Below are 13,153 nucleotides of genomic sequence, written 5' to 3'. Positions count from 1 at the left end.
CGAAACACTTGATAAGAAAATTCTTATCCGTGTGAAAGGTTCAACAAGGAGCCAGCCCACGTGGCATTACCCAACAAAGTAAAAAAGTTGCTTAGCGATGCAGAGCAACTTAGTGATTATCGCGATTGTTCTAGCTATTTTTATAAATGGTTACATAACGAATTTTCTAAACAACCGGTTGGGAATTTAATTAATGCCCGGGCTGAGTTTATTGACCGCCTACTCATTAAGCTTTTTCATGTTTACGACTTAGCGCGCGAACCTGATTTAGCATTAATAGCGGTAGGCGGATACGGACGTGGTGAGCTACATCCCTACTCCGACATCGACTTTTTATTGCTTGTAACTAAACCGCCAAGCGAAGAAATATGCGAAAAAATAGGCCAGTTTGTCACCATGCTATGGGATCTCAACTTAGAGATTGGTCACAGCGTGCGTACAATAGAACAAGCCATTGAGCAAAAACGTGAAGACGTTACTTTTGCCACCAGCTTGCTCGAAAGCCGCCTTATTTTTGGTAACCACATTGAGTTTGAAAAACTCAAAATGCATATTCTTGAAACGCCAGTATGGCGCTCAGGTGAATTTTTTACTGCCAAAGTTCAAGAACAAAACTTACGCCACAGAAAGTGCCACGGCACAGCGTATAATCTTGAGCCAAACATTAAAGAAAACCCCGGTGGTCTGCGCGACTTACAAACCATTATTTGGGTGGCAAAAAAGCATTTTAGAACCGAAACCCTGCAAGAGTTAATAAGCCACGGCTACTTAACTCACGAAGAGTTTCAAGAGCTTTCAGAGTGCTTAGAAAACCTATGGAATATTCGCTTTGCGCTGCATTTAGCTGCAGGTCGGGCTGAAAACCGCTTATTGTTTGATCATCAACCGCAAGCCGCCGAAATTTTAGGTTTTGGTAGCGACGGTAAAGCCTCTGTTGAGCGTATGATGAAACGCTTATTTAGAATAATGAGCCGCGTGCGCGAGCTTAACCAAATGCTACTTTCATACTTTGAACAAAGTATAATGCCCGAAAGTAGTGCTGTGGCAGCAATTGAACTCGACAGAAACTTTGAGCAAGTAGGTCATCAAATACGCGTAAAAGATCCGTCGGTATTTTTTAGACGCGACCAACTCTTTGTATTGTTTGAGCACATAGCCGATAACCCAGCAATAACGCATATTTACCCAAGTACTATTCGTACTATTCGCCAAGTGCGCCGTCGTTTATTGGGCGATTTGCAAGATTACGCAGCCTGTCGCGAAGCCTTTTTACGCTTAGTTAAACATCCTAACGGCATGGGCCGCGCATTTACGCTCATGCACAAGCACGGCATGCTTGCCGCCTACTTACCGCAGTGGCGTAATATATTTGGGCAAATGCAGTTTGATTTGTTTCACGCCTACACCGTAGATGAGCACACTCACAAATTAATCAAAAACATTTACGAATATTTTGATAAAACAGGCATTAGCGAGTTTCCTATTTGCAGTGAAATAGTCACTCGAATGGACAAACCAGAGCTACTTTATTTAGCCGGTATATTTCACGACATTGCTAAAGGCCGAGGTGGCGACCACTCAGAACTTGGCGCTGTTGACGCAATAGCATTTGCTAAATTACATGGTTTTTCATCGGTGGATGCAAAGCTCGTTGCATGGCTTGTAAGTAATCATTTACTTATGTCGGTTACCGCACAGCGTAAAGACATTAACGATCCTGCTGTAATAAAAGACTTCGCTACACGCGTTAAAACAGAGCGCCAACTCGACTACTTATATTGTTTAACCGTTGCCGACATACGTGCAACCAACGACAACTTATGGAACGATTGGAAAAACACCCTACTGCGTGAGCTCTACTTACACACGCAACGCGCTTTGCGCCTAGGGCTCGAAAACCCAATGGATCAACGCGACCAAATTCGCGACAAAAAGCACCAAGCTAAACAACGCTTAATAAATCTGGGTTATCAAGAGGAAAAAATTGATTTAATTTGGAGCCGCTTTAAAGCCAACTACTTTACCGCCTTTAGCGAACAGCAAATATCATGGCAAAGTGAGCATTTATTAAGTAGCACAGACTTAAGCCAGCCAAGTGTTGTTGTATCTAACAAAGCTATGCATGGTGGCACACAAGTATTTGTATACAGCCCCTACTCTGGACCACTGTTTGCCCGATTAGTAAGTGTGATTGGCTCTAAAAAAGCGCAAATACAACACGCGCAAGTACTGACCACAAAAGACGGCTACGTCTTGTTTAGCTTTGTAATACTTGAAGTAAGTGGCGACCCTATTGCAAGTGGTCGAGCGCAATCAATTAAACGTGGGCTTGAGCAAGCACTAAGCGATCCGCGTAAAAAGATTCGCTTTAAAAAAAGCCGCTCTCAACGCTTTAAAGATTTTAATATTAAACCTAAAATTGTGTTGCGCCCACATGCACGCAAAGACCGTAGCTTAATAGAAATTCAAGCCGTCGATATACAAGGTTTACTAACCAAAATAGCCGAAGTTTTCCAAGCGCATTTACTACACATTCACGCTGCCCGTATTACAACGGTAGGTGAACGTGCCGAGGATTTCTTTGTCGTATCTAATAACGAATACCAAGCGCTGACTGATGAAGAGCAAGCAAAAATTCATCAGGCATTACGTAAAAAATTCAACGCCGAAACAGAATAGAGGACACACATGTCAGATTTAAAAACGATGATCGAAAACGCATGGGACAACCGCGATAGCATTAGCCCAAGCACAGTATCAAGCGACGTAAAGCAAGCCATTATTGACGCACTTGATTTACTTGATAGCGGCGCAGCACGCGTTGCTGAAAAAATATCGGGTGAATGGGTTGTACACCAGTGGCTTAAAAAAGCAGTATTACTGTCGTTTCGTATTCGCGACAACCAACCAATGAACGACGGTGTAAACCAGTTTTACGACAAAGTACCACTTAAATTTAGCGACTATACGCCAGAGCAATTTCAACAAGGCGGTATGCGTGTAGTACCAAACGCTGTAGCGCGTAAAGGCAGCTTTGTAGGTAAAAACGTCGTACTTATGCCATCGTACGTAAACATTGGCGCATACGTTGACGACGGCACCATGGTTGATACGTGGGCGACTGTAGGCTCATGTGCACAAATTGGTAAGAACGTACATTTATCAGGTGGCGTAGGCATAGGCGGTGTTTTAGAGCCTCTACAAGCTAATCCAACTATCATTGAAGACAACTGCTTTATTGGCGCACGTTCTGAAATTGTTGAAGGCGTAATTGTTGAAGAAGGCGCAGTAATTTCAATGGGCGTTTACATCAGCCAAAGCACCCGTATTTACGACCGCGAAACTGGCGAAATTCACTACGGCCGCGTACCAGCAGGTGCAGTAGTTGTACCAGGCGCACTACCGTCAAAAGATGGTACTCACAGCCTTTACGCTGCAATTATCGTGAAAAAAGTAGATAAGCAAACACGTGAAAAAGTAGGCATCAACGCCCTACTACGCTCAATTGATGAGTGACACGTAGGTTGGGTTGAGTGAAACGAAACCCAACGATACTTTGAAGTTAAGTGTTTTAGCTAAACTTTAATTGTATATAGAAAGCTCTAAGCCCTTTGGCTTAGGGCTTTTTTGTTTATGGCAATAAACTCTCAATCAAGTAGCATTACTTTTGTCTTAATAAATAACGTATTAACTGGATCTTCTATCTTAAAGTCATACATGTAGTCTGTTTCTTTATTAAATCTTTTTAAGTAATAATTAGCTAATGGATCATAGCGATTCTCATGCAGCCAACTGTAAAACTTCCCTAACTCATAACTTAGCTTTCGACTGAGATCTGACTTGGGTTCAAGAAGCCCATCATTATCTAAATCTATAATATTCATTAATTGAAGGTTTATTTTTATTTCATCAATTAATGGCTCTAGTGACTTTCTATAATTGGTAGCTTTAATTTCTAGATTTGTCTCTAAAGGTTCTGCTTCGTAAACCATAATTAAATTATCAATAACATCATTATAATAATCATTGTTTAACCTTATCTCAGACTCGTTTTTTAAAATATATAACTGTTCTAAATTGGATGATTTAGCCTCTATAGGTTGCCTAGTTAAATTCAGCTTAAAATCGTTAAATAATTTTGTTATTGCTTGAGATAAAACATCTAGATAGTCATACCTCCTAAGAAGAAAGCAAAACAGCTCGTTAGAGTTAAGAACCATAACTAAATCACTCTCACCCACTTTATTACTATATAAATTAACAGTAAGTTCACCATTCTCCATGTGGTTATCGTAAGGCCAACTAGCAAATCTTTTACAATCTGTATGATTTAAGTTTACTGGATGCGCGCCAAATGAGGCTCTTATCGATTTGAAATAACTGTTATCATCCTCGTCAAATAAACGATTTGTAAAACATTCTTTTTCACCAGAGAAAGGTAAAGTCTTTGGGTTTATAAACACTCGGTGTAGTTGGGTTATTGATTCTGAAACAAGATCTATCGCAGAAATTAAAGAAAACATCTGCATAACACGCATATCAATATTTTCCTCTAATCCTGGAGGATATTGTAAATACCTAATCGATACAGTGATCCAATCCATACAAGAACAAATTATATTCCATTGATTTTTATCATTTTTGTTATTATAAGACTTATAAACAAAACTTGAATTGGAATTTACTAGATCTCTAAAGTCAGAAATCTTGTCATCCTTGATCACCTTTATCATTAAATTTTCACTCTGAAGCTCGTTATTAACTCTAAAATATCACTAAAAATATAAACGTATAAATAAAAAAGGAATTTTTTAATCTAGGTCGAAAGAAAGTATTGGTGGTAAAAAAGCACCGAGGTAAATAAGTTCATTAAAGATTCGTTGGGTTTCGTTTCACTCTACCCAACCTACGCTAATAACCACTCCAAAACCAAAAAAGCACTTATAAAATAAGTGCTTTTGTTGGTTTGCTCAATTAGTGTGGTTTACAGCGCGTTAAATACGTCGTCTGTTTTAGCTGCGCAAATAAAATCGTTTTTGTGTAGGCCTTTAATTGAATGGCTCCACCATGTAACCGTTACTTTGCCCCACTCGGTTAATAAACCGGGGTGATGGCCTTCGTCTTCTGCCATGTCGCCTACTTTGTTAGTAAACGCGATAGCCTGTTTGAAGTTTTTAAATTTATAAACACGCTCTAGCTGCATAATGCCGTCGCGTACTTCTGGTACCCAGTCTGGGATTTTAGTAATTAATTGCGCTAACTCTTCGTCAGATACTTTTGGCGCATCTACATGACAGGCTTCGCATTTTTGTGCACTTAATGAAGACATTCTAAATCCTTACTTTTAGCTTTTTTAGCATTAATATTTAACTGGCTAATTTTTCTTTTGGTGGAAATTTTGGGTCGTGCAAACCAAGCTCTTTAGCTCGCTCAACCAAAGTCATAATATCCATTTGCGATATATCAAACAGATCATGAATCGAATTTATGGTGTAGTACTGTGGTTGCATAATATCAATACGGTACGGCGTACGCAGTACATCAAGCACATTCATTGGGCTGATTTCTGGCGTATTTGAGTATACGTACTGAGTTTCACCTGGGCTTGATAAAATGCCGCCGCCGTAAATACGCAGACCGTCTTCGGTTTGCATTAAACCAAATTCGACTGTAAACCAGTATATACGCGCAAGGTATACACGGTCCTTTTTCTGCGCTGCGTAACCTAATTGCCCGTACTTGTGTGTAAACTCGGCAAAGTCAGGATTAGTTAGCATGGCGCAGTGGCCAAATATTTCATGAAAAATATCTGGCTCTTGTAGGTAGTCAAATTCTTCGCGGCTACGAATAAATGTAGCTACCGGAAACTGCTTGTTTGCCAGTAATCTAAAAAACTCATCAAAGTCGATAAGCGCAGGTACTGGTGCAACTTGCCAACCGGTAGTGGCTAGTAACACTTCATTTAGTTCGCTTAACTGCGGAATACGATCGTGCGGCAGGTTAATCTTTTTTAACCCTTGCATGTACTCGTTGCAGGCTTTGCCTTCAATGCATGCAAGTTGGCGCGCTACAAGCTCAGACCAAATTTTATTTTCTTCATCACTCCAGTGTATAACACCATTTTCGTCTGGTGTTTTGGATGTGTATTTACTTGCTTTAGCCATAAGTACCTTCTTGGGTGTGAGCCCTAAATCGGTGTCAGTGTGATACTCAAACCTATTGAATATCGAATGACCCCATACTATGCAAAAGTGAAGAAAAGTTTAATAGATAGGCTAACATCAGTATTTGGCGCGATCACCACAATCGTAAAGTTAAAATTACACTAGTGGCACAATAAAAATACAGACCTTTAAACAAAGGCCTGTAGCTTGTTTTTATGTGTATATAATTAATTACACCTAACCAATTTTAGTAAAAGCTTGGTTTAAATCACTAATAATGTCGTTAACATCTTCAAGCCCAACCGAGAGTCTGATCAGCCCATCACTTATTCCAGCGGCGGCTCGCTCCTCTGGCGTATAAGGCGAGTGAGTCATAGATGCAGGATGCTGAATCAGTGTTTCAGCGTCGCCTAGGCTTACTGCAAGTGTACAAAGTTTCATACTATCAATAAATTGTGCGCCATCTTGTAGCGTGCCTTTTATTTCAAACGCAATAACACCACCAGCGGCTTTCATTTGGTTACCAATAAACTTATAACCTGGGTGCGATTTAAGCCCCGGGTAATATACGGTGCTTACTTGTGGGTGCGCTTCTAGATATTCGGCTATCGTTTGTGCGCTTTGACAATGGCGCTCTATTCTAATGGCGAGTGTTTTTAGACCTCGATTAATTAGCCATGCGTCGTGCGGGCTTATGGTTGCACCAATGTCTTTTAGTACGGTCATTTTAATGTGTGTTATGTGCTCAAGCGATCCACATACAATACCGGCAACTACGTCTCCGTGGCCGTTTAAGTACTTGGTCGCACTGTGCATTATAATGTCGATACCGTATTTTTTAGGCGATTGCAGTAGCGGTGTTAAAAAGGTGTTGTCGACCACACTAATTAAATTGTGCTCTTTAGCAACTGCGCCAATAAGTGCCAAATCAATAACCGCCATAGTGGGGTTGATTGGCGTTTCTACAAATATCATTTTTGAATTAGGTTTGATGGCAGCGCGTAGTTCGTCCTCGTTGGTCATATCAACAAAAGTGACTTCGATTCCCCAGCGCGGCAACATATGCGAGAAAAACGCAAAGGTACAACCATACAAAGCACTTGAGGCAACAAGATGATCTCCCTGCGATAAAAAGCTCAGTACTGAGGCAGATACAGCCCCCATACCTGTTGCGGTTGCAGCAGCTGCTTCACAACTCTCTAGTTGAGCAACTTTTTGCTCAAGCTCTGTGGTTGTGGGGTTTCCTAAACGCGTATAAATATAGCCAGGTTCGTCGCCTGCAAAACGCGCAGCACCTTGTGCGGCATTTTCAAAATGAAAGGTAGAGGTTTGATACAAAGGAGAAGTGAGTGCGCCGTGCGGGTCGTTTGCTTTTTGTGGTCCGTGAATACACTGGGTGTTTATATGATGCTTGCTCATTGTAGGCTCATTTTTTGATTATTATGTTTTTGCGATTCAACAATCAAAACGTATGCGCTTACAAACAGCAAGCATGCCGGATGCTCAGATGGCTATTTGTGTAAAAACCGTGCAGCGCACGTTTGTACACAAATATTGCCACCAGGGCGTGTTGACCTTTGCGGATTGAAATTTGTTCAATCTAGGGGCGATTAAATCGCGGCGCGAGGTTTGTAACCTAGTGGGCTAAGTAAAAATCGAGCAAAGCTTCCGCGTCCTGCTCACGCCCCTTACCTACATCCATGTAGGCAACAAAGAGTTTATCGTCCCTAGAAAGAACCCAACGGGCAGCGCCTGTTTAGCATTAATGCTACGTTATCACCCATTTATGGGGAATAACCACACTACATAGGCTCTGCCTTGCCTAAATACCAAACAGACTGCTGCAAATTTAACCTAGAAAGTTCAACAGACCCTAGTGTGTTGGTTCAGCCTTTTTACGGCTCATAATTTTACCTGCGATGCTTTGCACAGTGCCTTTTAGTAAGCTGCGTTTGTTTTCAAGCCGTGGTAATGGGCGACTAAGCTCCATTGCTTTGTAACCAATACGCGCTGTAAAAATACCGGCACTGACCCCTTGCGCTGCCCGCCCCGAAAGCTTACCTAAAAGCTCAGCACTCAGTGCAGTTGCAGCAAGGTCAGATACAAGCTCAGCACTGCCTACAAACATTACTTGTTTTATCAGCATACGGTACAGCTTTATACGGCTCGCGTAGCCAAAACCAATGCCATAAATTTTACCAATTTGTTCTATTAACTTAGTTCCGCGCCAAAGCACAGCCATCATATCCACCAGCGCCAGTGGGCTTAGGGCAACTAGCAGTGCAGATTCAGTCGCAAAACGATTTATAAGCTTTTTAGCTTTGGTGTCTTGGGTTATTAATAAACTATTGGCGTACAGCGTCATTATTTCTTTGTCACTGTGATGCGTCGCTACTTGGTTTTTAAAGGTTTCAAAGTTATCAAGCTCCTGGTGTTTATTAAGCTTTTCAAGCCAAGGTAATGCACCGCCTACTTGCTCGCTGTTTAAAAGCCTGTCGGCTTCAACTCGGTGCAATTGGTTACGCTTTAAACTGCGCAGCATTCGGTACTCTCGCCACAATAAGCGCCCTATTAGCAGCACGCCACTTACAACCGCGGTTAAATAAACACTGCCTAAAATAATTGACTGCTCGAAAGCAAATAATAACGAGTATGCAAACTCTAAAAGCACCAGCACTATAAAACTAATAGCAAAAACACCTTTAAGCGTTTGCCACTTTGACTTTTTGTACACAGGTTCTAGATCTATTTCTGGCTCTAGTGCTTCATCTTCAAGTTCTTCGTAATCACTTTGTCCGTGCTGAATAATTTTTGCAGGTGCTAAAACGGGTTCGTTTTGCTCAATGCTTTGCGTATCTATGCGACGCCCTGCTTGAAATGGTTGGTTTGACTCACTCATGTTAATTTGTCTCCTAGCAGGTACTGCATGACATGATCTAATCGAATATGTTTGAGTTGTTTATCGGGGCTCGGCATTGGAGAAAACGATAAAAATTCAAATCCCTGTGCTGGCCACTCATTTTTATTAAGCATCCGCGAGGGAGGTTGCGGCGGTAAATACGTAAGCCAATCAGGCTCGTGTAATGGTTTGCCGTAAATACAGTCAAGCGTTTGGCCTTTGTCGGTAATTTGGCGCGGTTGCGTTGCTGTAATTGAAGACATGGCCATGGTTTCTATTTTTACACCATCAAACTTTAAATGATTACTTTGCTCATGCACGAGCGAATCAAGTAGCAGTGCTAAATCTTTATGGTGCTTAGCACTTATATGATCTGATTTATTAGCTGCAAATAATATTTTGTCTATGTTGGGCTTAAATAAACGTTTAAAAAAGCCCGACTCACCGTAATTAAAGTGTGCGAGTAATTGGTTTATTACACTGCTTTGCTCTTGGAGTGTTTCGTGCCCTTCGTTTAGCGCACTAAGTACATCTACAAGTACGATTTGGCGATCAAAGTGCCTAAAGTGCTCATTATAAAATGGTTTTACAACTTCTTTTATATAGGCGTTAAAGCGCTTAATTAAATGCGCTAAATTAGAACCCGCAACGACATCGTCACTATTTACTTTACCCGATACCGGAAAAAACAATAACAATGGCGCGCCTTGTAAGTCGCCAGGCATTAGCATGCGCCCAGGTTGTAACATGGCAAGTTTGGTGTCTTTTTTAAGCCCGACTAACATGCTTTGATAAAGCTGAGCAATATGGGCAAGTGCGTTTTCATCAACGGGAGCGTTTAAGTCAAGTTGCTCAACGGCCATTAAAAAATCACTTGATGTGTTTGCGCGCGAAGGCTGAGTTAATAACGGATATTGCTGCTCGCACCATTGAGCATAGCTTTGCTCAAGCATAGGTAAATCAAGGAGCCATTCACCCGGGTAGTCAATAATATCTAAATAAAGCGTTGATTGCGGCGAAAAGTGGCCGCGCAGCCCTGCATTACTTTGATACTTTATTGCCAAGCGCAGCGTATTAATCCGCTCGGTTGATGCAGGCCATGTAGGCATCCCATCGCTTGGTAATAATGAATTTAGCGCGCGCGTATAATTAAACGTAGGGACTTTTAACGCCTCTTGCGGCACAACTTTAGTGGCCACATGGCGGTGCTCGCGCATTACATCAAAAAAAGGTAAGTTTTTATCGTCCGCTTGGGTTGTTAAGTGTTTAACAAGCGCGGTAATAAAGGCTGTTTTACCACTACCACTTAGGCCAGTTACGGCAAGCTTTACGTGTTGGTCTAAACTGCGATGAAGGGCTTTTTGTGCTTTGCCTTTAATACTTTTAAAGGTCTTTTTTGCAAATGATTGGCTCATAAAGTGTCTTGCACCTAATTTGCCGTAATTTATCACGCTGCAAATAAGGTGCTATTAAATCCTTTAAAGTTTGTTAATTTCACGGCTCACCGTAAACTCGCTTGAAGTTACATGGCGCTCCATATCTTGAAGGCGAGTATCTACACGCGTTAAACGCTCTTTTAAATCTTGCAATGCGCGGCGCGGTGGTTCGCCCTTTTGCCATACTTTAAATTTTACTTCTAGCGGATCGTCAGTTTTAGTTGAGCTTTTAGTTTGCACTGTTGCGGGCTCTTTTTTATCTAAAATGAACCAGGCTGCAATATACGCTACCACAAATAATGGGCCACCCGTTAGCAGTACCGCACTAACAAATATAATGCGAACTAACCATAACTCCATATTAAAGTAGTCACTTAATCCCGCACATACTCCGGCTATTTTACCGCGTTGTGGGTCTCTTAATAATTCGCGTTTGGCACTCATACTTTGCGTCTCCATTGTGGTGACTCTTGATCAAGTAATGCTTCAAGTGTTTCAACCCTGTCTGCCATTTTTTCGGCTTTATGTGCAAGCTCAAGTAACTGGCGATGTTCGTGTTCACTTAAACCTTGGCTTACTTGTTTTTTGCTACGGTAATGTAAAATTAACCACAGCGGGGCAACAAAAATCATAAATATAACAAATGGTACAATTATTACGTCTGAATCAAACATAATCCTCTCCTGACAATCCGTTTTGATGTTTTTAAGCAGTGGGGCACTTTGAGTGCCCCTTTATAAATTATTTATCAGCTAACTTCTTTTTAAGTTCGGCTAGCTCATCATCTATCTTTTCATTTTTTTGTAGATTAGCAATTTCGTCCGCTAACGTCTTTTTACCTAAATCGTAAGACTCAATTTGAGATTCTAGTCCATCAATTTTAGTTTCGTAACGTTCAAAGCGATTAAGTGCGTCTTCTACTTTTGAGCTATCAAGTGTCTTTTTCACTTCAAGGCGCGACTCAGCCGAACGTTGGCGAAGTATAATTGCCTTTTGACGAGATTTCGCATCTGCTAGCTTTTCTTGTAGTGTCGTTACTTCTTGCTGTAGTTTCTCAATATGAGACTCTACATGTTCAAGTTCACTAGCGACTGAAGCAACGGCATCTGCCGACTTTTGCTTTTCAAGTAGGGCTGAACGCGCTAAATCGTCTCGGTCTTTACTTAAAGCCAGTTCGGCTTTATCTTGCCAATCGCTTACTTGTGCTTTAAGCGTATCTAAGCGGCGTACAATTTCTTTTTTCTCAGCCAATGTTTTAGCTGATGTAGAGCGTACTTCAACAAGCGTGTCTTCCATTTCTTGAATAATCAGACGAACCATTTTTTCTGGGTCTTCTGCTTTATCTAAAATGGCGTTGATATTAGAATTAACAATATCTGCAAAACGTGAAAAAATTCCCATAACATTTACCTCTGTAATTAAAACTTAGTTAGTCTGCTATAACTAGTATCAATATGCTTGCCAACTTTTTAAAAGTTAAAATACACTTTATTTTCATTACGTTAAACTAAATATACAAATTTCTTTAGTTATCCCTACTTATGAAATACACTAACTGTTAGTAAAAATGACCAAGAGTTAGGAAATATGAGCCAATATCGCCAACAGGATAATTTACTCGGCCAATCAGATAGCTTTCTGTCTGTATTAGATCAGGTATCGCAACTGGCTAATTTAGATAAACCGGTACTTATTATTGGTGAACGCGGCACAGGTAAAGAGCTAATAGCAGCACGCTTACACTTTTTATCTAAGCGTTGGGATCAAAACTACGTAAAACTTAACTGTGCAGCGCTTAACGAAAACTTACTCGAAAGTGAATTGTTTGGCCACGAAAGCGGTGCTTTTACGGGGGCAAGCAAACGCCACGAAGGTCGTTTTGAACGCGCTAACAGCGGCACACTGTTTTTAGATGAATTAGCTAATACCTCAGCTATGGTACAAGAAAAACTGCTGCGAGTTATAGAATACGGTGAGTTTGAACGTGTTGGCGGCAAACAAACTGTAAAAGTAGATACACGCTTAGTGTGTGCTACAAACGAAGATCTTCCTTATTTAGCTGAGCAAGGTGAATTTAGAAGTGACTTACTCGATCGCCTTGCCTTTGATGTAATTACCCTGCCGCCACTGCGCGAACGCCAAGACGATATTATGCTTCTTGCTGAGCAGTTTGCGATGAATATGGCGCGCGATTTAGAGTGGGAACTGTTTAGCGGTTTTACCCGAAGCGCAACAGAAACACTGCTTAGTTATGATTGGCCTGGTAATATTCGTGAACTTAAAAATGTGGTTGAACGCAGTTTGTATCGCCACGGTAGTGAACATATCCCCGTTCACCAGATTATTTTAGACCCATTCGATAGCCCATTTAGACCAAAAGCGCGCATTAAAGCACCTATAGCGGCTCAAACTGTTAATGCCGAGCCTATTGTTGTTGCGCCGCCGATTGCTCAAGTAAGCAGTAATATAGCCGTCGATATTCAATTTCCGTGCAGCTTAAAAGAGCGCTCAAACGACTTTGAAATAAACATGATTAATAAAGCGCTCGAACATAGCCAATTTAATCAAAAGAAAACTGCAGAAGTACTTGGTTTAACGTATCATCAATTACGTGGTTATCTTAAAAAATACAACTTGTTGGATCAACAATAGTC

12 protein-coding genes are annotated in these 13,153 nt (G+C 41.1%); 3 read left to right on the top strand and 9 right to left on the bottom strand.

The window, feature by feature from the left end; all coding sequences use genetic code 11:
- The first annotated feature begins 60 nt into the window (after positions 1 to 60).
- A complete protein-coding gene (glnD, locus tag P20429_RS15780; RefSeq protein ID WP_007580974.1) occupies positions 61 to 2,679 on the top strand; it encodes a [protein-PII] uridylyltransferase in 2,619 nt (872 codons plus the stop codon).
- Positions 2,680 to 2,688: 9 nt separating this feature from the next.
- Positions 2,689 to 3,516 carry a 2,3,4,5-tetrahydropyridine-2,6-dicarboxylate N-succinyltransferase gene (gene dapD / locus P20429_RS15785; RefSeq protein WP_002958324.1) on the top strand — a complete coding sequence of 276 codons (828 nt, stop codon included), beginning with the start codon at positions 2,689 to 2,691 and terminating at the stop codon, positions 3,514 to 3,516.
- Positions 3,517 to 3,647: 131 nt separating this feature from the next.
- On the opposite strand, the gene P20429_RS15790 is transcribed toward dapD, so the two are convergent.
- The 9 genes from P20429_RS15790 to pspA form a co-directional block, all read right to left on the bottom strand.
- Positions 3,648 to 4,733, bottom strand: coding sequence for a hypothetical protein (locus P20429_RS15790; RefSeq protein ID WP_007580972.1), 1,086 nt, complete (start codon positions 4,731 to 4,733; stop codon positions 3,648 to 3,650).
- A gap of 251 nt (positions 4,734 to 4,984) precedes the next feature.
- Positions 4,985 to 5,329 carry a 4a-hydroxytetrahydrobiopterin dehydratase gene (locus tag P20429_RS15795; protein WP_002958326.1) on the bottom strand — a complete coding sequence of 115 codons (345 nt, stop codon included), beginning with the start codon at positions 5,327 to 5,329 and terminating at the stop codon, positions 4,985 to 4,987.
- Between the two features lie 37 nt (positions 5,330 to 5,366).
- A complete protein-coding gene (gene phhA / locus P20429_RS15800) occupies positions 5,367 to 6,164 on the bottom strand; it encodes a phenylalanine 4-monooxygenase (RefSeq protein ID WP_002958327.1) in 798 nt (265 codons plus the stop codon).
- A gap of 237 nt (positions 6,165 to 6,401) precedes the next feature.
- Complete coding sequence (gene megL / locus P20429_RS15805; RefSeq protein WP_007580969.1) at positions 6,402 to 7,583, bottom strand: methionine gamma-lyase; 1,182 nt, start codon at positions 7,581 to 7,583, stop codon at positions 6,402 to 6,404.
- Between the two features lie 454 nt (positions 7,584 to 8,037).
- The gene (locus tag P20429_RS15810) at positions 8,038 to 9,063 is read right to left on the bottom strand and encodes a TIGR01620 family protein (protein ID WP_007580966.1); all 1,026 of its coding nucleotides are present in this window, start codon (positions 9,061 to 9,063) and stop codon (positions 8,038 to 8,040) included.
- On the bottom strand, positions 9,060 to 10,478 hold the full coding sequence (locus P20429_RS15815) for a YcjX family protein (RefSeq protein ID WP_007580964.1): 1,419 nt from the start codon (positions 10,476 to 10,478) through the stop codon (positions 9,060 to 9,062). Before P20429_RS15815 ends, P20429_RS15810 begins: the two co-directional genes overlap by 4 nt.
- 63 nt (positions 10,479 to 10,541) lie before the next feature.
- A complete protein-coding gene (gene pspC, locus P20429_RS15820) occupies positions 10,542 to 10,943 on the bottom strand; it encodes an envelope stress response membrane protein PspC (protein ID WP_007580963.1) in 402 nt (133 codons plus the stop codon).
- A complete protein-coding gene (pspB, locus tag P20429_RS15825; RefSeq protein WP_002958332.1) occupies positions 10,940 to 11,173 on the bottom strand; it encodes an envelope stress response membrane protein PspB in 234 nt (77 codons plus the stop codon). The genes pspC and pspB overlap by 4 nt, the downstream gene beginning before the upstream one ends.
- Positions 11,174 to 11,240: 67 nt before the next feature.
- The gene (gene pspA, locus P20429_RS15830; protein ID WP_002958333.1) at positions 11,241 to 11,900 is read right to left on the bottom strand and encodes a phage shock protein PspA; all 660 of its coding nucleotides are present in this window, start codon (positions 11,898 to 11,900) and stop codon (positions 11,241 to 11,243) included.
- Positions 11,901 to 12,086: 186 nt separating this feature from the next.
- Here pspA and pspF point away from each other — a divergent pair, with 186 nt between their 5' ends.
- Positions 12,087 to 13,151, top strand: coding sequence for a phage shock protein operon transcriptional activator (gene pspF / locus P20429_RS15835; protein ID WP_007580960.1), 1,065 nt, complete (start codon positions 12,087 to 12,089; stop codon positions 13,149 to 13,151).
- Positions 13,152 to 13,153 lie beyond the last annotated feature (2 nt).

The sequence above is a fragment of the Pseudoalteromonas sp. BSi20429 genome (assembly GCF_000238895.1).
GTDB classification, from domain to species: Bacteria; Pseudomonadota; Gammaproteobacteria; order Enterobacterales; family Alteromonadaceae; genus Pseudoalteromonas; species Pseudoalteromonas arctica.
This window is presented reverse-complemented; position numbering and strand designations above follow the sequence as displayed.

Coding starts and splice junctions, on each gene's coding strand:
- P20429_RS15815 (WP_007580964.1), bottom strand. CDS start 10,478: ATGAGCCAATCATTTGCAAAAAAGACCTTTAAAAGTATTAAAGGCAAA.
- dapD (WP_002958324.1), top strand. CDS start 2,689: ATGTCAGATTTAAAAACGATGATCGAAAACGCATGGGACAACCGCGAT.
- megL (WP_007580969.1), bottom strand. CDS start 7,583: ATGAGCAAGCATCATATAAACACCCAGTGTATTCACGGACCACAAAAA.
- P20429_RS15795 (WP_002958326.1), bottom strand. CDS start 5,329: ATGTCTTCATTAAGTGCACAAAAATGCGAAGCCTGTCATGTAGATGCG.
- pspC (WP_007580963.1), bottom strand. CDS start 10,943: ATGAGTGCCAAACGCGAATTATTAAGAGACCCACAACGCGGTAAAATA.
- pspB (WP_002958332.1), bottom strand. CDS start 11,173: ATGTTTGATTCAGACGTAATAATTGTACCATTTGTTATATTTATGATT.
- phhA (WP_002958327.1), bottom strand. CDS start 6,164: ATGGCTAAAGCAAGTAAATACACATCCAAAACACCAGACGAAAATGGT.
- P20429_RS15790 (WP_007580972.1), bottom strand. CDS start 4,733: ATGATAAAGGTGATCAAGGATGACAAGATTTCTGACTTTAGAGATCTA.
- P20429_RS15810 (WP_007580966.1), bottom strand. CDS start 9,063: ATGAGTGAGTCAAACCAACCATTTCAAGCAGGGCGTCGCATAGATACG.
- pspA (WP_002958333.1), bottom strand. CDS start 11,900: ATGGGAATTTTTTCACGTTTTGCAGATATTGTTAATTCTAATATCAAC.
- pspF (WP_007580960.1), top strand. CDS start 12,087: ATGAGCCAATATCGCCAACAGGATAATTTACTCGGCCAATCAGATAGC.